At 72.8% G+C, this 18,141-nt stretch carries 18 protein-coding genes; 8 read left to right on the top strand and 10 right to left on the bottom strand.

The features are described from left to right. The first annotated feature begins 65 nt into the window (after nt 1-65). Nucleotides 66-1,217: an SGNH/GDSL hydrolase family protein gene (locus KAK07_RS22225; RefSeq protein WP_210852325.1), complete on the top strand. Its 1,152-nt coding sequence runs from the start codon at nt 66-68 to the stop codon at nt 1,215-1,217. A gap of 26 nt (nt 1,218-1,243) precedes the next feature. Further along, nucleotides 1,244-1,915 carry an OmpW/AlkL family protein gene (locus tag KAK07_RS22220; protein WP_210852323.1) on the top strand — a complete coding sequence of 224 codons (672 nt, stop codon included), beginning with the start codon at nt 1,244-1,246 and terminating at the stop codon, nt 1,913-1,915. Nucleotides 1,916-1,988: 73 nt separating this feature from the next. On the opposite strand, the gene dacB is transcribed toward KAK07_RS22220, so the two are convergent. Beyond that, nucleotides 1,989-3,419 (bottom strand): D-alanyl-D-alanine carboxypeptidase/D-alanyl-D-alanine endopeptidase, encoded by a 1,431-nt coding sequence (dacB, locus tag KAK07_RS22215; protein ID WP_210852321.1) that lies wholly within the window; start codon nt 3,417-3,419, stop codon nt 1,989-1,991. Between the two features lie 61 nt (nt 3,420-3,480). Here dacB and tsaB point away from each other — a divergent pair, with 61 nt between their 5' ends. The 3 genes from tsaB to KAK07_RS22200 are packed head-to-tail and all read left to right on the top strand — an operon-like array spanning nt 3,481 to nt 5,560. Next, complete coding sequence (tsaB, locus tag KAK07_RS22210; RefSeq protein ID WP_210852319.1) at nt 3,481-4,194, top strand: tRNA (adenosine(37)-N6)-threonylcarbamoyltransferase complex dimerization subunit type 1 TsaB; 714 nt, start codon at nt 3,481-3,483, stop codon at nt 4,192-4,194. Beyond that, a complete protein-coding gene (rimI, locus tag KAK07_RS22205; RefSeq protein ID WP_210852317.1) occupies nt 4,191-4,658 on the top strand; it encodes a ribosomal protein S18-alanine N-acetyltransferase in 468 nt (155 codons plus the stop codon). Before tsaB ends, rimI begins: the two co-directional genes overlap by 4 nt. Next, complete coding sequence (locus KAK07_RS22200) at nt 4,658-5,560, top strand: uracil-DNA glycosylase (protein ID WP_210852315.1); 903 nt, start codon at nt 4,658-4,660, stop codon at nt 5,558-5,560. The genes rimI and KAK07_RS22200 overlap by 1 nt, the downstream gene beginning before the upstream one ends. Here KAK07_RS22200 and glmU read toward each other — a convergent pair. Further along, nucleotides 5,541-6,917 (bottom strand): bifunctional UDP-N-acetylglucosamine diphosphorylase/glucosamine-1-phosphate N-acetyltransferase GlmU, encoded by a 1,377-nt coding sequence (glmU, locus tag KAK07_RS22195; RefSeq protein ID WP_210852313.1) that lies wholly within the window; start codon nt 6,915-6,917, stop codon nt 5,541-5,543. The two genes, KAK07_RS22200 and glmU, sit on opposite strands and share 20 nt — an antisense overlap. On the opposite strand from glmU, the gene KAK07_RS22190 reads away from it, so the two are divergent. Next, complete coding sequence (locus KAK07_RS22190) at nt 6,904-7,812, top strand: DUF6279 family lipoprotein (RefSeq protein WP_210863280.1); 909 nt, start codon at nt 6,904-6,906, stop codon at nt 7,810-7,812. The two genes, glmU and KAK07_RS22190, sit on opposite strands and share 14 nt — an antisense overlap. A 52-nt stretch (nt 7,813-7,864) precedes the next feature. Here the strand turns inward: KAK07_RS22190 and KAK07_RS22185 are convergent, their stop codons facing one another. Genes KAK07_RS22185 through KAK07_RS22170 form a run of 4 tightly spaced genes read right to left on the bottom strand, consistent with a single transcriptional unit; the run spans nt 7,865 to nt 10,628 of the window. Continuing rightward, a complete protein-coding gene (locus tag KAK07_RS22185) occupies nt 7,865-8,479 on the bottom strand; it encodes a DUF4136 domain-containing protein (protein WP_210852309.1) in 615 nt (204 codons plus the stop codon). A gap of 22 nt (nt 8,480-8,501) precedes the next feature. Continuing rightward, nucleotides 8,502-9,440: a tRNA 2-thiocytidine(32) synthetase TtcA gene (gene ttcA / locus KAK07_RS22180; RefSeq protein WP_210852307.1), complete on the bottom strand. Its 939-nt coding sequence runs from the start codon at nt 9,438-9,440 to the stop codon at nt 8,502-8,504. Between the two features lie 4 nt (nt 9,441-9,444). Continuing rightward, a complete protein-coding gene (locus KAK07_RS22175; RefSeq protein WP_210852306.1) occupies nt 9,445-9,837 on the bottom strand; it encodes a dihydroneopterin aldolase in 393 nt (130 codons plus the stop codon). Continuing rightward, nucleotides 9,834-10,628 (bottom strand): SDR family oxidoreductase, encoded by a 795-nt coding sequence (locus tag KAK07_RS22170; RefSeq protein WP_210852304.1) that lies wholly within the window; start codon nt 10,626-10,628, stop codon nt 9,834-9,836. The genes KAK07_RS22175 and KAK07_RS22170 overlap by 4 nt, the downstream gene beginning before the upstream one ends. Nucleotides 10,629-10,648: 20 nt before the next feature. Between KAK07_RS22170 and KAK07_RS22165 the strand changes: the two genes are divergently transcribed. After that, complete coding sequence (locus KAK07_RS22165; RefSeq protein ID WP_210852302.1) at nt 10,649-11,755, top strand: class I SAM-dependent methyltransferase; 1,107 nt, start codon at nt 10,649-10,651, stop codon at nt 11,753-11,755. Between the two features lie 65 nt (nt 11,756-11,820). Beyond that, nucleotides 11,821-12,198, top strand: coding sequence for a hypothetical protein (locus KAK07_RS22160; RefSeq protein WP_210852300.1), 378 nt, complete (start codon nt 11,821-11,823; stop codon nt 12,196-12,198). Here the strand turns inward: KAK07_RS22160 and KAK07_RS22155 are convergent, their stop codons facing one another. The 4 genes from KAK07_RS22155 to KAK07_RS22140 form a co-directional block, all read right to left on the bottom strand. After that, the gene (locus tag KAK07_RS22155) at nt 12,199-13,764 is read right to left on the bottom strand and encodes a methyl-accepting chemotaxis protein (RefSeq protein WP_210852298.1); all 1,566 of its coding nucleotides are present in this window, start codon (nt 13,762-13,764) and stop codon (nt 12,199-12,201) included. It lies immediately after the preceding gene. Between the two features lie 156 nt (nt 13,765-13,920). Continuing rightward, complete coding sequence (locus KAK07_RS22150; protein ID WP_210852296.1) at nt 13,921-15,141, bottom strand: multifunctional CCA addition/repair protein; 1,221 nt, start codon at nt 15,139-15,141, stop codon at nt 13,921-13,923. After that, nucleotides 15,138-16,100 carry a complex I NDUFA9 subunit family protein gene (locus KAK07_RS22145; RefSeq protein ID WP_210863278.1) on the bottom strand — a complete coding sequence of 321 codons (963 nt, stop codon included), beginning with the start codon at nt 16,098-16,100 and terminating at the stop codon, nt 15,138-15,140. Before KAK07_RS22145 ends, KAK07_RS22150 begins: the two co-directional genes overlap by 4 nt. Further along, nucleotides 16,100-18,127, bottom strand: a complete 2,028-nt coding sequence (locus KAK07_RS22140) for a lytic transglycosylase domain-containing protein (RefSeq protein ID WP_210863277.1) — start codon at nt 18,125-18,127, stop codon at nt 16,100-16,102. The genes KAK07_RS22145 and KAK07_RS22140 overlap by 1 nt, the downstream gene beginning before the upstream one ends. Nucleotides 18,128-18,141: the final 14 nt, after the last annotated feature.

Raw genomic sequence — 18,141 nt, 5'->3', positions numbered from 1 at the left:
GGATAGAGTGTCCGCTGGATTTTCGAACGACCGTTCGATTTTCGCGATACTGCACAGGAGACACCATGCCCCGTTCCCGTCTTGGCGCCTTGGCGCCGGCCAGCCTGGCGCTGGCATTCCTGCTGGCTGCCTGCGGCGGCGGCGGTTCCGACACCAGCACCCGTGCCGAGATCACTGCCGTCAAGGTCATGGGCGACAGCCTGGCCGACGTCGGGACCTTCGGCATCAAGTTCACGATCCAGGGCAACCCCACCTACCCGGACCTGGTCGCGCGCCAGTTCGGCGTGGACGACGGCTGCCCCTTCTTCGTCTTCACCGGCACCACCTTCGCGCCCAACCCGAAGACCGGCTGCACGAACTTCGCGATCGGCGGCGGCGTGATCAATGGCGCCGGCTCCGGCTACAGTGCGGCCGACCCGCGTGGCGTCGGCGTGCAACTGGCCACCGCGGCGACGGTGGGCTACGCGGCCGGTGATCTGCTGCTGATCGACGGTGGCGGCAACGACGCGGCCGCCCTGGTCAGCGCCTACCTGAAGGCCAGCAGCGACGGCGGCGCCGCCTACGTGGGCGTGCTGTCCACCGTGCTGACGCCCGAGCAGGTGGCCGCGGCCGTGGCCGGCGGCCAGACCGGCCTGGCCACCGCCGGAGGCAGCTACATGGTCGGCCTGGCCGACATGTTCTACAACATGGTCAAGGCGCAGGCGCTGGACAAGGGCGCCAAGCGCGTGGCGCTGATCAACATCCCCGGCATCACCAACACGCCGCGCTTCCAGATGGTGCTCGACGGCATCGCCGCCGCCTTCGGTGGCGGTGAGACCGGGGCCGCTGCACGCGCCCAGAGCGAGGCGCTGTTCAAGAGCTGGATCGAGGCCTTCAATGCCCGCCTGGCCAGCAAGGTGGCGGGTGACGAGCGCATCGCCCTGGTCGACATCTACACCTCGTTCAACGACGAGATCGCCAACCCGGCGCAGTACCAGCTGAGCAACGTCAAGGACACCGCCTGCCCGATCACCGGCATGGGCTCGGACGGCTTGCCCACCTACACCTTCGCCACCTGCACCGACGCCAACCTGGCGGCCAACCCGCCTGATGGCCTCACCGGTGCCGACTGGTACAAGAAGTACCTGTTCTCCGACGGCTTCCACCCGACGCCCTACGGCCACCAGCTGGCCTCGCAACTGATCGCGCGCACCCTGGCCCAGGCGGGCTGGCTGTGATCACCTCATCCGCAGGAGTCGTCCCCATGTTCCGCACCCCTCGCATCGCCCTCCTGGCCGCCGCCCTGCTGCTGGCCGGCACGGCCCAGGCCCAGTCCGCGGGCGCGCTGATCGGCCGCATCGGCGCCACCAGCATCCAGCCCAACACCAAGAGCGGCGACCTGACCGCGCCGTCCTTTCCGGGCACCCAGGCCGACATCGGCAATGACACCCAGCTCACCGCCGGCCTGACCTGGATGTGGACCGACAACATCTCGCTCGACCTGCCGCTGGCCGCCGGCTTCAAGCACGAGCTGACCGGGGCCGGCGCGATCGCCGGCGTGGGCAAGATCGGCGAGGTCAAGGCGCTGCCGATCACGCTGCTGGCGCAGTACCGCTTCTTCGAGCCCTCGGCCAAGCTGCGGCCCTATGTCGGCATCGGCCCCACCTATGCGCGCTTCTACAAGGCGCGCGGCACCGCCACACTGACCGGCCTGACCGGCGGCACGCCGACCAACCCGACCACGCTGGAGATGGACTCCAAGCTGACCTTCACCGCCCAGCTGGGCCTGTCGGCGGTGCTGACCGATCAGCTCGGTCTGGATGTGGCGGTGATGACCACGCCGCTGAAGACGCGCGCCACGCTGTCCACCGGCCAGACGCTGGACGCCAAGGTCAACCCGACCAGCTTCAGCGTCGGGCTGACGATGCGCTTCTGATCCGGCGGGGCGCCCGCCCCGCTCGGTGGGCCAGCCCGCTCAGCGGGCCAGACCGTCCGATGAGCCAGCCCGATCAGCGGGCTGGCGTGTCCCGGATCGCCCACTGCACCAGCGCGTCCAGCGCCGGCCGGCCGGCGCTGGCGTTGGGGTGGTTGAGCACCGCGACCAGCACATAGCGCCGGCCGCTGTTCGACAGCACATAGCCGGCCACCGCCGCGACATCGCGCAGCGAACCGGTCTTCAGGTGCGCCCGGCCGGCGGTGGCGGTGGAGCGGCGCAGCGTGCCGTCGGTGCCACTGATCGGCAGCGAGCCCATCAGCTCCGACATCACCGGCGAGCTCCAGGCCTGCTGCAGCAGCCGCGCCAGCAGCGCGGCGCTGACCCGCGTCTCGCGCGACAGGCCCGAGCCGTTGTCGATCACGACCTCCTTCGTCGCTTCCTCGCCCAGGCGCTCGCGCAGCCAGCGCCGCAGGTGCTCGCGCGCGTCCTCGGGGCGCACGCTGGCGCCCGCCGGCAGGCTGCGCGCGGCCAGCGGCAGCGTCAGGAACAGCTGCTCGGCCATCACGTTGTTGCTGAACTTGTTGATCTCGCGCACCACCTCCAGCAGCGGCGGCGAGGCCTGCTCGAACAGCAGCCGCGCGCCGGCCGGCACGCTGCCGTCGCGCACGCTGCCCGCCAGCTTGCCGCCCAGCTCGCGCCACAGCTGCTCGACCAGCCGGGCGTTGAAGCCCTTCGGGTCGGGGTGGGCCAGCGGCCAGCTCTTCTCGCCGCAGCTGCCGGGGAAGGCGCCGGCAAAGCGCAGCCGGGCCGGATCGCCCACGCTGGCCTTCAGCGCACCGCGCCAGTCGTCGCAGGGGCCCGCTGACAACGGCACCGTGGCGTCCACGCTGTAGCCGGCCAGGGGCGGATCGACCGTGACCAGCGCCTGGCCGTGGGCGGTATCGGGCACGAAGCCCAGCACCACCGCCTTGTAGTTCAGCATCAGCGCGTCGGGGCGCACGTTGTAGGGCCGGCTGGGGTCGCCGTCGAACTCGGCGGGCGAGGTCTCGGGCACCATGAAGGCGCCGCGGTCGAGCAGGATGTCGCCGCGGATCTCGCGCACGCCCAGCTGCTGCACCCGGCGCAGCATCAGCCACAGGCGCTCCTGCACCAGTTTCGGGTCGCCGCTGCCGCGGATCGCCAGCGAGCCGTCCAGCACGCCGCCCTGCAGCGTGCCGCTGACGAACACCGGCGTGCTCCAGGTCCAGGCCGGGCCCAGCTGATCCAGCGCCGCGTAGGTGGGCAGCAGCTTGAACACCGAGGCCGGGTTGATCGGCAGCTGCTCGCCCACCGCCAGCCGGCGCTGGCCACCTTCGGCCTCCAGCACCACGGCCGACAGCGCCGACTCGGGCAGCTTGGCGCGCTGCAGCGCCTGGTGGACTTCCGGAGGCAGCGGCGATTGCGCGCGTGCGGCCGGCGCCAGCAGGGCCAGCAGCAGCGCGCCGAGGGCAGGCAGGCGGTGCATCGCGGCATGATCGCACGGCTACACTGACGGCCATGCCCGCCCCGCCGCCCCGCCACCGCCGATGAGACTGCTGGCCCTCGACACCGCCACCGAGGCGCTGGCGGTGGCGCTGGCCGACGGCGCGTGGGGCCGCAGCGTCAACGCCAGCGGCGGCGCCCAGGCCTCGGCCACGCTGCTGCCCCAACTGCTGGACCTGCTGGCCCAGCGCGGCCTGGCGCCGGCCGACCTGCAGGGCATCGCCTGCGGCCAGGGGCCGGGAGCCTTCACCGGTCTGCGCACCGCGGTGTCGGTGGCCCAGGGGCTGGCGCTGGGCATCGGCTGCCCGGTCTGGCTGCTCGACAGCCTGCTGATCGTGGCCGAGGACGCGCGCCGGCAGGCGGACCAGGACGACGGCTTCGCGCTCTGGGTGGCGATGGACGCCCGCATGGACGAGGTCTACGCCGGCCACTACCGCCGCCAGGGCGGCCGCTGGCAGGTGCTGCGCGCGCCGGCACTGTACGACCTGCCCACGCTGGCCACGCTGTGGACCGCCGAGCCGCCGCCGGCCTGCGCCGGCTCGGCCCTCGACGCCTTCGGCGAGCGCCTGGCGCTGGGCGCGGCACGGCGCTGGCCGCAACAGGCCGACCGGGCGGCCGCGCTGCTGGCGCTGGCCCGCGAGACCGCGCAACAGTCCCCCGGCGTCGCGCCCGATCAGGCGCTGCCGCTGTACCTGCGCGACAAGGTGGCGCTGACCACCGCCGAACGCGAGGCGCTGAAGGCCGGGAGCGCCGCATGACGCTGCTGCTGCGCCGCTTGCGTGACACCGACCTGGACCGCGTCGCCGCGCTGGAAGCGCGCTGCCATGAATCGCCCTGGACGCGTGGCCAGTTCGCCGACTCGCTGGCCGCCGGCCACCTGGCCTGGGTGCTGGAGGAGCGCCGCACGCTGCGCGGCTACCTGGTGGCGATGCTGGGTGTCGACGAGATGCACCTGCTCGACATCACGATCGACCCTGTCTGCCGCGGCCAGGGCCATGCCCGCCGCCTGCTGACCGAACTGGCAGACGCCTGCCGCGCCGCCCGTGCGCCGCTGCTGTGGCTGGAGGTGCGCGAGAGCAACGCCGCCGCGCGCCGGCTCTACACCGCCTGGGGTTTCGAGTCGGTGGGCCGGCGCAAGGGCTACTACGCACGCGCCGACGGCAGTCGCGAGGACGCGCTGGTGATGCGCTGGGCCGTCCGCGCCGACGAGGAGGCCGCCTGATGGGCGCCGACACCCCCGCCCGCTGGGACGCGCGCCAGCGCGCGCTGCTCGAGGCCATGGGCGTGGTGCTCTGGACGCCCTCGGCAGCGCCTGGCGCCGCCGCGGCCGACACACCTGCGGCGCCGCCGGCCGAGGCCGTCCGGCCCGCCGCACCGCCGGTCGCGTCGGTCACGCCGGTGCGGCCGCCGGTCCGTCCGCCTCAGGCGTCGGTCGTCGCCGAGCCCAGCGCGCCAGATCCCGAACCCACCGCTGCGCCACGCGCCGACGCGGTGGCCGTGGCCCCGCCCGTCCGCGGCGAGCGCGCCGAGCGCATCGCCGCACTGGACTGGCCGGCGCTGCGCGCGGCCGTGGCCGCCTGCCAGGCCTGTGGCCTGCACGGCGGGCGCACCCAGACGGTGTTCGGCGTCGGCGAGGTGCCGGCGCACTGGATGGTGGTGGGCGAGGCCCCGGGCGAGCAGGAGGACCGGCAGGGCGAGCCCTTCGTCGGCCCGGCGGGCCAGTTGCTGGACGCGATGCTGCGCGCCATCGGCCTGGGCCGCGGCGCCAGCGACCCGGCGCACCAGGCCTACATCGCCAACACGCTGAAGTGCCGGCCGCCGCGCAACCGCAACCCGGCGCCCGACGAGCTGCAGCACTGCGAGCCCTTCCTGCAGCGCCAGATCGCGCTGGTGCAGCCGCGCATCATCCTGGCGATGGGCAAGTTCGCGATCCAGCAGCTCACCGGCAGCGACGAGCCGGTGGGCCGGCTGCGCGGCCGCGTGCACCGCTACCAGGGCGTGCCGGTGGTGGTCACCTACCACCCGGCCTACCTGCTGCGCCAGCCCAGCGAGAAGGCCAAGGCCTGGGACGATCTGCGGCTGGCGCGGCGGGTGTACGCGCAGGCTACTTCTTCGGCGCCTTGACCGGGCGGCTCCAGCCGCCCAGCGACACCTGCTTGGCCCGCGCCACGGTCAGCTGACCGGGCGGCGTGTCCTTGCTGACGGTGGAGCCGCCGCCGATCGTGCCGCCCGCGCCCAGCGTCACCGGCGCGATCAGCACGCAGTTGCTGCCCACGTGCACATCGGCCTCGATCACCGTGCGGTGCTTGTTCGCGCCGTCGTAGTTGGCGGTGATGCTGCCGGCGCCGTAGTTGACGCGCTCGCCCACCGTGGCGTCGCCCAGATAGGCCAGGTGGTTGGCCTTGGCGCCGTCGGCCAGCGTGGAGTTCTTGACCTCGACGAAGTTGCCGATGTGCACCTCGCGGCCCAGCCGCGCACCCGGGCGCAGGCGGGCGAAGGGGCCGATCAGCGAGCCGGCGCCCACCACCGCGCCGTCCTGGTCGCCGTCGATGTGGGTGAAGGGGTGGATCACCGCGCCGTCGCCGATCTGCGCGTTGCGGACCACGCAGTGCGCGCCGATGCGCACGTTGTCGCCCAGCACCACCGCGCCCTCGAAGATGCAGCCCACATCGACCTCGCAGTCCATGCCGTGGCTCAGCGTACCGCGCAGATCAAACCGCGCCGGATCCGCCAGGCGCAGGCCAGCCTCCATCAGACGGGTGGCCTCGGCGCGCTGGAAGCGGCGCTCCAGGTCGGCCAGCTGCGCCGGGCTGTTGACGCCCAGCACCTCGGTCTCATTCGGCGCGGTGGCGGCCACCACCGGCACGCCCTCGGCCACCGCCATCGCGACGATGTCGGTCAGGTAGTACTCCTGCTGGGCGTTGGCGTTGGTCAGCGCCATCACCCAGCGCTTGAGCGCCGCGGTGGGCGCGGCCATCATGCCGGTGTAGACCTCGCGGATCTGGCGCTGCGCGTCGCTGGCGTCCTTGTGCTCGACGATGGCCTGCACCTGCTCGCCCTGGCGCACGATGCGGCCATAGCCGGTGGCGTCGTCCAGCACCACGGTCAGCAGCGCCAGGCGCTCGCCGCCGCAGGCCTGCGCCAGCGCGCGCGCGGTGGCGGGCGAGATCAGCGGTACGTCGCCATTGAGGATCAGCGTGGTGCCGGTGTCGCCCAGGTGCGGCACCACCTGCTGGATCGCGTGGCCGGTGCCCAGCTGCGGCTCCTGGCGCACGCACAGCGCGGCATCGCCCACCGCGGCCTCGACCTGCGCCGCGCCATGACCCGTGATCACCAGGGTGCGTTCCGGGGCCAGCGCAGCAGCCCGGTCCAGGACATGCTGCAATAGGCTGCGGTCGGCCAGTCGGTGCAGCACCTTGGGTTTGGCCGAGCGCATGCGGGTGCCTTTGCCGGCGGCCATGATCACGATGTCAAGCGTCATTCGAAAACCGTGGTTCAGTCGCCCCGCCGACGTGGCCGGGCGAGGCTGGATTATCGCGACCCGGCGCGCCCTGCTGGCGCTGTCGCTGGTCGCGCTGGCCGGCTGCAGCGTGGTGCGCCTGGCCTACAACCAGGCCGACACCCTGCTGGCCACCTGGCTGGACCGCCAGTTCGACTTCGACCGCACGCAATCCGCGCTGGTGCGCGACGCCGCCACGCGCTGGCTGGCCTGGCAGCGCCGGGCCCAGCTGCCCGAGATGGCCGCCACCCTGGCCCAGGTGCGCCGCGACTGGGAGCGCCCGCTGGGCGCCGCCGACGTCTGCCGCTGGGCCGACCGGCTGCCCGGCTGGCTGGACGCCACCTGGCAGCAGATCCGCCCCGATGCGCTGGCCGTGGCCCGCCAGCTGGGCCCGGCGCAATGGACCCACCTGGAAGCCCACTTCGCCCGCGAGCGCCGCGAACAGGCCGAGGAGGCCGCCGACCAGTCGCCGGCCGAGCGCCGTCAGGCGCAGATCGACCGCCTGGCGGAGCGCTACGAGCGCCTGCTGGGCCCGCTGGATGCCGCCCAGCGCACCCGCGTGGGCCAGCTGGTCGACCGCCTGGGTGACGGCAGCGGCTGGGCCAGCGAGCGCGAGCGCCAGCAGCAGGAGCTGCTGGCCACGCTGCGCCAGCTGCCGGCGCTGCCGGCGGCCGATGCGGCGGTGCAGCTGGACGCGCTGTGGGCGCGCTGGCGCACCGGCACACCGGCCCAGCGCGCGCTGCGCGAACAGACCCAGCAGGCGCATTGCCAGCTGCTGGCCGAGCTGCAGGCCAGCGCCAGCCCGCGTCAGCGTGAACATGCCCGACGCCAATGGGCCACCTGGGAGGCCGATCTGCGGGCGCTGGCGGCCGACTGAGGCCGATGACCGAGCCCGACGACCGAGCCCGATGAGGGAGGCCGCCGAGGCCTCAGGGCCGCACGACCGAGGCCGAGTGCGGCTCGCCGCGGGCGGCCGGGAAGTCGTTCATCGACAGCAGGAACAGGGCTTCGAGCAGTTTGTCGTTGCCCGGCGTGGCGCCGGCGTTGCTGGCGCGGGCCTCGTACAGCGGCGTTCCGCTGGGGCCATCGCGCAGCAGCAGCGCCACCTCGCGGCCGTATTCGGGGTCGAGCGCGTTGCTCCAGCGCCAGCTGCTCCAGCCCGACCACGGGCCGTACCAGCGCACGCCGGGACCGAAGCGCCACCACAGCGGATCATCCCAGGGGGAGCGGGTCTGACGGCTGATGCGAGCGCCCACTTGTACCACCACATCCGGCTTGGCGCCCGGCGCGGCCGGCTGGAAGCCCTTGGCCTGCAGCGCCACCGTGGCCAGGCGCTCCAGACGGCCCTGCTCCTCGGGGTCCTGCTGCTGCGAGGGCAGGCGCTCGAAGGCGAAGCTGCCCGGCGCGCGGCCGGCCGGCCAGTCGCCGAAGCTGCTGACCTCGCCGCTGAAGGTGTTCAGGCTGGCACAGCCGCTCAGCGCGGCGGCGCCCAGAACAGCGATCAGCAGGTGGCGGCGGAGGGTGTTCGGTATGGCGTTCGGCATGGCGGTACTCCGATGCGTCAGATCACTCCCAACCCAGTCGAACGACCTGTTCGGCCGGGGCGTTGACCGGCTTTACACAGTCCTCGTCCTCGTCGAAGGCCTTGTCGCCCTGCGGATCAGGGCGGCCGGTGGCCTGCAGCGTCTGGAAGGGGTAGAGCTGGCGGTCCATCATGTGCGAGAGCGTGATGTTGCCCATCGCGGTCAGCATGTTGTCGATGCGGCCGGGGTACTGTTTTTCCCACTCGCGGATCATCTTCTTGGTCTGCACCCGCTGCAAGTTCTCCTGGCTGCCACACAGGCTGCAGGGAATGATCGGGAACTGTCGGTGTGCTGCCCAACGTTCGAGGTCGGTCTCGTCCACATAGGCCAGCGGGCGGATGACGACGAACTCGCCGTTGTCGCTGACCAGCTTGGGCGGCATGCCCTTGATGCGGCTGCCGAAGAACATGTTCATCAGCATCGTCACCACGATGTCGTCGCGGTGGTGGCCCAGCGCGATCTTGGTCGCGCCCAGCTCGCGCGCCACCCGGTACAGGATGCCCCGGCGCAGGCGCGAGCACAGGCTGCACATCGTCTGGCCTTCCGGGATGTGCTTCTTGACGATCGAGTAGGTGTCCTGGGTCTCGATGTGGAAGGGCACGCCCAGGCCGCTCAGGTAGTTGGGCAGCACCTCGGCCGGGAAGCCCGGCTGCTTCTGGTCCAGGTTGACGGCGACGATCTCGAACTTGATCGGCGCGCGTTTCTGCAGGTTCAGCAGGATGTCCAGCAGCGAGTAGCTGTCCTTGCCGCCGGAGACACAGACCATCACCTTGTCGCCGTCGGCGATCATGCCGAAGTCGGTGATGGCCTGGCCGACCTGGCGGTGCAGGCGCTTGCTGAGCTTGTTCATCTCGAAGGCGTGCTTCTTGGCCTTCTTCGCCTCATCCGAGGCGGTGTCGAGCGCGGGCGCGTCGGTGTTCATCGGTTCATTCCTTCAGGCCGAAGACCTCGACGCCCACGGCGTCGCAGTCCGGGTAGACATCGGGCTTGGCGGTCGACACGCGGGCGGCGCGCACCTTGGGGTGCGCCAGCATCATCGCCAGCAGGTCGTCGCACAGGGTTTCCTGCAGCTGGATGTGGCCGCGCGCCACGCGCTCGGTCACCCGGCTGCGGATGAAGTCGTAGTCAACCACCTCGTCCAGCTCATCGGCGCGCGGCGTCGACAGCGCCAGCGGCACGAACAGCTCGACGTTGATCAGCACGCGCTGGGCGCCCTGCTTCTCGAAGTCGTGCACGCCGATGTCGATCATCACCGCGTAGTCGCGCAGAAACAGGCGCCGGCAGCCGCGCAGGGCGGGGTGAAGCAGCAGGGAACTCATCGAGCGGGGTCCTGGGCCAGGAAGAGCACGTCGCGCGACTGGCCGGCCAGGTGCTGGCCGCCGTCGACCAGCAGCGTGCTGCCGGTGATCGCGGGGGAGTCGATCGCGAAGCGCACGGCGCGCGCGATGTCCTCGGGGGTGGAGGAGCGGCCCAGCGGCGTCATGCGCTGGGCGCGTTCATGTTCGGCCTGGGTCATCGGGCCCGAGGGCAGGGTCACGCCCGGCGCCACGCCCACCACCCGCACCGCGGGCGCCAGGGCCTGGGCCTGCAGCACCGTGGCCTCCTTCAGCGCCGCCTTGCTGAGCGTGTAGCTGAAGTAGTCGGGGTTGGGGTTCCAGAGCTTCTGGTCGAGCAGGTTGACCACGCAGCCGCTGCCGCCGCGCGCGCCCACATGCGCGGCCAGCGCCTGGGCCAGCCGCACCGGGGCGCCCACGTTGACCCGCCAGTGGGCGTCCAGCAGGGCCGGGCCGGCATCGCGGGCGTCGTCATACTGGAACAGGCTGGCGTTGTTGACCAGCGCATCCACCCGGCCGCGCGCTGCCACCGCGGCGGGCAGCAGCGCGTCGACCTGTGCAGCGTCGGCCAGGTCGGCCACCAGCACGGTGGTGGCCGCACCCAGCGCCTGGCAGTCGGCGGCGGTGGCGTCGGCCTCGTCGTGCGAGCGCCGGCAGTGCAGCACCAGGTCGTGGCCGGCCGCGGCCAGCTCCAGCGCGATCGCGCGGCCGATGCGGGCAGCGGCGCCGGTGACCAGGGTCACCGGACGGTGGGCGGGGGCAGGGGCAGCGGGCATGAAACCTAGAATCGCGGCCCATGACGAGCCAACCCGACAGTGTAGCCAGCGCCCTGGCGGCGCGCATCCGTGCGGCCATCGCCGAGGCGGGCGGCTGGCTGCCGTTTGACCGCTTCATGGCGCTGGCCTTGTACGAGCCCGGCCTGGGCTACTACACCAGCGCCCGGCGCAAGTTCGGGCTGATGCCGGACAGCGGCAGCGACTTCGTCACCGCGCCCGAGCTGTCGCCGCTGTTCGGCCGCGCGCTGGCGGCCCAGGTGGCGCAGGCCCTGGAGGTCAGCGGCACGCGCCAGGTGGTCGAGTTCGGCGCCGGCTCGGGCGCGCTGGCCGAGCAGCTGCTGGACGCGCTGGACGCGCGCGGCCTGCCGGTGGACTACGCGATCATCGACCTCTCCGGCAGCCTGCAGGCGCGCCAGGCCGAGCGGCTGGCGCGCTTCGCGCCGCGGGTGCAGTGGCTGTCGCGCTGGCCCGAGGCGATCCAGGGCGTGGTGGTGGCCAACGAGCTGCTCGACGCCATCCCGGTGCAGCTGCTGCACTTTGACGGCCAGACCTGGCATGAGCGCGGCGTGGTGGCCCAGGGCGAGGCCCTGGCTTTCGCCGACCGCCCCACCGCGCTGCGCCCGCCGCTGGACGCGCCCTTCGTGCCCGGCACCGTCACCGAGATCCACCCCCAGGCCGAAGGCTTCATGCGCACGCTGGCGCAGCACCTGCAGCGCGGCGCGGCCTTCTTCATCGACTACGGCTTTCCCGAGGCCGAGTACTACCTGCCGCAGCGCCACGGCGGCACGCTGATGTGCCACCACCTGCACCAGGCCGACCCGGACCCGCTGCAGCGCGTGGGCGAGAAGGACATCACCGCCCACGTCAACTTCACCGGCATCGCCCTGGCCGCGCAGGACGCCGGCCTGGCGGTGGTGGGCTACACCAGCCAGGCCCGCTTCCTGCTGAACTGCGGCTTGGCGCCGATGATCGAGGCCGCCGACCTGCGTGAACGGGCGATGGCCCAGAAGCTGATCACCGAGCACGAGATGGGCGAGTTGTTCAAGGTGCTGGCCCTGGCCAGCGCCGACCTGGCCGACTGGGTGCCGCTGGGCTTCACCGAAGGCGACCGGATGCACCGCCTCTAGTGCGGCGCCGGTCAACCCAGGACACGCCTCGGCCGTTGGCCCTGGATCCACCACAGGGAGAATGCATGACGAGCTGGATGCGCCACGGCGCCTGGGTGCTGGCCGCGCTGGCCACCACCGCCACCGCCGCGACGACCGCGGACGAGGTCCGCGAATGGCCCGCCAACACGCCGATCGAGGCCGAGTTCCACCTCTGGCCCGCCCAGGGCAAGACCGGCCGCGACACGCCGGCCTGGGACAATTACCGGCCGCAGGTGCACACCGGCGTCGGTGGCGACGTCACCTGTGCCATGAAGTTTCCCGGCGAGAAGATCGAGCCCGGCAGCACCCAGCGCGCCACGCTGCGCTGCCTGGATCCGCTGAAGGTGCGCGTGAAGCAGCCGCAGATCCGGGTCACCGAGGGCGGCCGCGTCGTTGGCGACGGCCGCCTGCTGCTGAACTGATCAGAGCTTGAACACGCCCACCGCCTGCACCAGCTGACGCGCCTGGGCGCGCAGGCTTTCGGCGGCGGCGGCGCTCTGCTCGACCAGCGCGGCGTTCTGCTGCGTGGCCTCGTCCATCTGGCTGACCGCCTGGCCGACGGTGGCCACGCCGGCGCTCTGTTCCTGGCTGGCGTGGCTGATTTCGGCGACGATGTCGGTGACGCGGCGGATCGACTGCACCACCTCGGCCATGGTCTGGCCGGCCTCGTCGGCCTGGCGGGTGCCGGTGTCCACGCGCTCCACGCTGGCCTGGATCAGGCCCTTGATCTCGCGCGCCGCGTCGGCGCTGCGCTGGGCCAGGTTGCGCACCTCGCCGGCCACCACCGCGAAGCCGCGGCCGCTTTCGCCGGCCCGCGCGGCTTCCACCGCGGCGTTCAGCGCCAGGATGTTGGTCTGGAAGGCGATGCCGTCGATGACGCCGATGATGTCGGCAATGCGGCGCGAGCTGCCTTCGATCTCGCGCATCGTGCCCACCACCTGCGAGACCACGTCACCGCCGCGGCCGGCCACCGCCGAGGCGCTCTGGGCCAGCTGGTTGGCCTGCTGGGCGTTGTCGGCGTTCTGGCGCACCGTCACGCCCAGCTGCTCGGCCGAACTGGCGGTCTGCTGCAGGTTGGAGGCGGTCTGCTCGGTGCGGTGGCTGAGGTCGGTGTTGCCGGCGGCCACCTCGGTGGCGGCCACCTCGATCGAGTCGGCGGCCTGGCGCACCTGGGTGATCAGGGCCTGCAGCCGCGACTGCATCATCTGCATGTGCTGCAGCAGCTCGCCGATCTCGTCGTGGCCATCGGTGGCGATCGGCCGGCCCAGCTGGCCCTCGGCGATGGCGGTGGCGGTGGCGTCGGCCTCGGCAAAGCCGCGGCGCAGGCGTGAGATCAGGTGCACGCTGGCCAGGGTGCCGGGGATGCCCAGCAGCAGCGCCAGCGCGATCATCAGCAGCGTGCCGCGGGTGTGCAGCACTTCCGCCTGCTGCACCGCGCTGCCGGCGGCGTCCACCTGGTACTGGCGCAGCGTTTCCAGGGCCTTCAGGTAGGCCTCGTTCTCCTGGCGGCCGGCCTGCAGGTAGGCGGCCATGATCTCGGGCGTGTACTGCCCGGCCTTGAGGGCATCGATGGCCTTGTTGACCTGGACCTGCCAGGCCTTGCGCCGGCTGACCACCTCGGTCATCAGCGCCTGCTCGGCCGGCTCGTGTTCACCGGCCTCGACCGCCGCCCAGGCCTGGTTGATCGCTTCGCGGCGCTGGCCGAAGTTGTCCAGGTGGACGCTGGCCGCATGGTCGTGCACGCCCTGCAGCGCGCCGGCCGGGTCGTGCTGGAACATCAGCAGGACTTCCATGCGGTTGCTGATCGTGGCCTGGGTGATCTTGGCCAGGTGTTCGGAGCGGGTCATGCGCAGGTCGTGCACGGTGTGCAGGTCGCTGCGGGCATTGCTCAGCGCCAGCCAGGCCAGGCCGGCCAGGCCGATGAAGCTGAGCCAGAACAGGACGATCAGGCCCTGGACAACGTGGACGATGCGCAATCTCTGGAACATGCAGGCACCAGGCAGGAACCGCCGACGGGCGGTGGACCCCAGGCTTATCGGCAGCGCGGCTGCGGAATGAAGGCCAGGGACCTGGGCGCGGTGTCCTTGAGGCCCATCTCGGCCTGGGCGCAGGCTCCGGTGGCGGCCAGCGGTCAGGCCGCGCTGTCAGAGCGCGGCGGCGACGGCGTCGGTGCGGGCGATGCGGATCGCGTCGGCGATGGCTGCGCCCTGGGCGCCGCGGGCCTGGGCCTGGGCGGCCACGGCGGCGGCATCGATCGAGCAGGCCTCTTCCAGCGCCAGCAGCAGCATCGGGCGGGCCGGGTAGGGCCGCTCGGCCAGGCCGGCGCGCCCGCGGGCGTCGGCCTCGCAGGCCAGCAGGGCGTCGGCAAAGCGCTGCGGGCGGCGGAAGGCGTCGCAGCGTTCCAGCAGGCGCACCACCGCGGCGGCGCCGAACTCGGGGCTGCGGTGGATGTTGGTGTGCTCGCGCGCCACCAGCATGGCCAGCTCGGTGGCCTCGCCGGTGGCCTTCAGGCGGCCGGACACCTGGCGCGCCAGGCGTTCGCTGCGTGCCTCGTGGGCAATGTGGCGCGGCCAGTCGGCGGGCGGGGTCTCGCCCTTGCCCAGGTCGTGGCACAGGCAGGCCCAGCGGGCCGGCAGCGAGGCACCCAGCGCCGCCGCGGCGTCGAGCACCAGCAGCAGGTGGGCGCCGGTGTCGACCTCGGGGTGGTGCTCGGCGGGCTGCGGCACGCCCCACAGCCGGTCGGCCTCGGGCAGCAGGCGCTGCAGGGCGCCGCAGTCGCGCAGCACCGTGATCATGCGCGACGGATGGTCTTCCATCAGCCCGCGCGAGAGCTCCTGCCACACCCGCTCGGGCACCAGCGCGTCGACCTCGCCGGCCGCCACCATCTGCTGCATCAGCGCCATCGTCTGCGGTGCCACGCTGAAGTCGGGAAAGCGCGCCGCAAAGCGCGCCAGGCGCAGGATGCGCACCGGGTCCTCGACAAAGGCCGGGCCGACGTGGCGCAGCACGCGCGCGGCCAGATCGGCCCGGCCGCCGTGCGGGTCGACCAGCGTGCCGTCGGGCGCCTGGGCGATGGCGTTGATCGTCAGATCGCGCCGCGCCAGGTCGTCCTCCAGCGTCACGTCGGGCGCGGCATGGACGACGAAGCCGTGGTAGCCGGGGCCGGTCTTGCGCTCGGTGCGGGCCAGCGCGTATTCCTCGTGGCTGTCGGGGTGCAGGAAGACCGGGAAGTCCTTGCCCACCGCCCGGAAACCGGCCGCCAGCATCTGCTCGGGCGTGGCGCCCACCACCACCCAGTCGCGGTCGTGCACCGGACGGCCCAGCAGGGCATCCCGCACGGCGCCGCCGACGACCCAGGTCTTCATCGGTGCCGGGCGCGCCAGGCGTCCAGTCGCGCGCACTGCTGGCCGGGCGACAGGTAGCCCGGCACCACCGCCGCCAGCGAGGCCGGCTGGATGCCCAGCGCCTCCAGGCCCGGCAGCTGGCCGCTGGCGACATTGGGCACCTGCATCGAGGCCAGGTTGTCACGCGTCATCAGCGGCTCGCCGGGCAGCCATTCCATGACCAGCGCCTGCAGCCAGGCCAGCGGGCCGGGCAGCGGCACGATGGTGCGCGGGTGGCCGGACAGCTGGCCGGCCAGGCGCACCAGCGCGGCCAGCGGCACGCGCTGCGGACCGGCGCATTCGATCGTCTGGCCGATGCTGTCGGGCCGGGCCAGCGCCGCGGCGATCGCTGCGGCCACGTCGCCCACCCAGACCGGCTGGAACAGGGCCTGCGCGCCGGCCAGTGGCACCACCGGCGCCACCGCCTGCAGCGCCGCGAACAGGTTGAGAAAGCGGTCCTGCGCGCCAAAGATCACCGAGGGCCGCAGCACCGTCAGATCCAGCCCCGCCTGGCGCAGCACGACTTCGCCGCGTGCCTTGCTGCGCAGGTAGCGCGAGGGCGCGTCCTCGGCCACGCCCAGCGCACTGACGTGCACCAGCCGGCGCACGCCGCCGGCCTGGCAGGCGGCGGCCAGGCGGCGCGGCAGCTCGACATGCACGCGCTCGAAGCGCGCTTCGTCGCCATGCAGCACCGCGACCAGGTTCACCACCGCGTCGCAGCCGGCCAGCAGGCGGCTCAGCGCGGCCGGGTCGTGCACATCGGCGGCCACCAGCTCGACCATCGGCAGCGACCGCAGAGTCACCGCGGCGGCCGGCCGGCGCGTGGGCACGACCACCCGGCAGCCCGGCGCCACGCGGGCCAGGTGTTCGCACAGGGCCCGGCCGACGAAGCCGGTGCCGCCCAGCAGCAGCAGGCGACGGGGAAGGGGGAGTGTGCTCATCAGGGCAGTTCGGAGTCGGCGGCGGGTGCGCCGGCGGCGCGCGGCCCGATGCTGGTGCCCAGGCGGGCCTTCAGCGCGGCCGGCTTGCCGGCCAGCAGGCCCGCATAGTAGGTGGCGTTGGAGAGGACTTTCTTGACGTAATCCCGGGTCTCGTGGATCGGCACGTTCTCGGCCCAGATCGCCGGCTCCAGCGTGGGGCCCTCGCGCCAGCGCCGCGGCCGCCCGGGCCCGGCGTTGTAGGCGGCGGCGGCCATGGCCTGCGAGCCGCCCAGGTCGTCGAGCACCAGCTTCAGGTAGGCGCTGCCGATGCGCAGGTTGGTGTCGCGCTCGGTGATCATCTCGGGGCGGAAGTCGCTCATGCCGATCTTCTTGGCGGTCCACTTGGCGGTGGCCGGCATCACCTGCATCAGGCCCGAGGCGCCCACCGCCGAGCGCGCATCCATGATGAAGCGCGATTCCTGGCGGATCAGGCCATAGACATAGGCCGGGTCCAGGCCGATCTCGCGCGTCCGGGCCAGCACATCAGCGCGCATCGGCATCGGGAAGCGCTGTTCCATGTCGATCTCGGCCTTGCTGCGGTCGCTGGTGTTGATGCAGCGGTCCCAGACCTCGCGCTCGCAGGCCCATTGCGCGGCGGCCAGCAGTTCGCGGTCGCCCATGCCCAGCAGCGAGAAATTCCACTCTCGCACGCCTTCACTGCGCAGGCCGATGGCGATGGCCAGCAGCGCGCGTTGCAGGCCGGCGTGGGCACGGACGGCCTCGCGCTCGGGCGCGGTGAGCGCGGCGGGACGCGGCGGCAGCGGCTGCGGCGCGCCCAGGTCCTCGGCGGCCAGCTGGCCATAGAAGCTCAGCTGGGTGGACAGGCGGGCCAGCGCTTGCTGGGCCTCGGCACGCTGGGCGTCGCCGTCGGTGCCGGCCTTGGCCAGGCCCTGCAGCGCGCGGGCGCGCCAGTAGACCCAGGTGGCATCCTCGCGGAAGCCGGGCTCCATCGCGTCGACCGAGCGCAGCACCAGCTGCCAGCGCTCGGGCGCCGGCGCCAGGCGCAGCGACGCGCGCGCCAGCCAGGCCAGGGTTTCGGGGCTCCAGTCGGGGTGATCGCCGTGGCGCTTGCCCAGGCTCTGCCAGGCCTTGCGGGTCCAGTCCAGGGCTTCAGGGCGCAGCGCCAGCGCGCCTTGCTTGGCCACCATCGCCCAGGCCCAGGCGCCGTGCTCGGGGCCCAGCACCTCGCCCCAGCGCTCGGCCAGCAGCTGCGCGGCGCGGTCGGGGTCGTTGGCGGCGATGCGGGCCAGCGCGATCGAGCTGATCTCGGCGCGCAGGTGGCCCAGTGCGCTGGCCTTGAGCCCCAGGTAGCGCGCCGGGTTGTCCAGCGCCTCGCCCAGCGGCCGGCTGGCCGCGTCGCCCAGGATGGCCGCAGCGGCGCGGGCCGACTTCACCCGGCCATATTCGGTGGCGTGGCGCACCTGGCGCCAGATGTCGTTGGCATCGAAGAGCCTGGCATCCAGGAAGGTCTGCGCCATCAGCAGGCAGCCGTCGCCGGGGTCGCGCTGGGCCAGCCAGGCGCGGCGCGCGGCGTCGACATCGACCTTGCCCGACTGCTGCTGCAGCACCAGGGCGTAGCAGCTGACCTCGCGGTCGTCGTTCATCCGGAAGCGCGGCAGGTCGCGCGCGAAGGCGGCCCAGTCGCGGCGCTTGCCGGTCTCGAGCAGCCAGTCATTGCGCAGCCGGTCTTCCACGTAGCTGCCCGGCCAGCGGCCGTAGAAGGCCTCGACCTCCTCGGCGCGGGCGTCGGTCAGGCGCGCCGTCAGCTCCCAGTAGTCGACCCAGGGCGCCAGCGGGTCGCGCTGCTCCAGTGCGCTGGCGCGCAGCGCGGCCAGGCGGTTCTTGTCCTTGCGGCCAAAGGCCTCGCGGGCCTGGCGCAGCAGGTCTTCATTGGGACGGGCCTGGGCGGCGGCCAGCGTGGGCAGCAACGCGCAGACGGCCAGGCCCAGCAGGGCGAGGCGGCGGAGGGACTTCGGGCAACGGAGCATCTGTTCTAGGGGAT

The organism is Ideonella alba (assembly GCF_018069875.1).
In the GTDB taxonomy this organism is placed as follows: domain Bacteria; phylum Pseudomonadota; class Gammaproteobacteria; order Burkholderiales; family Burkholderiaceae_C; genus Ideonella; species Ideonella alba.
The sequence above is the reverse complement of the archived record's forward strand: the minus strand, read 5'-3'. Positions and strand labels throughout refer to the sequence as shown.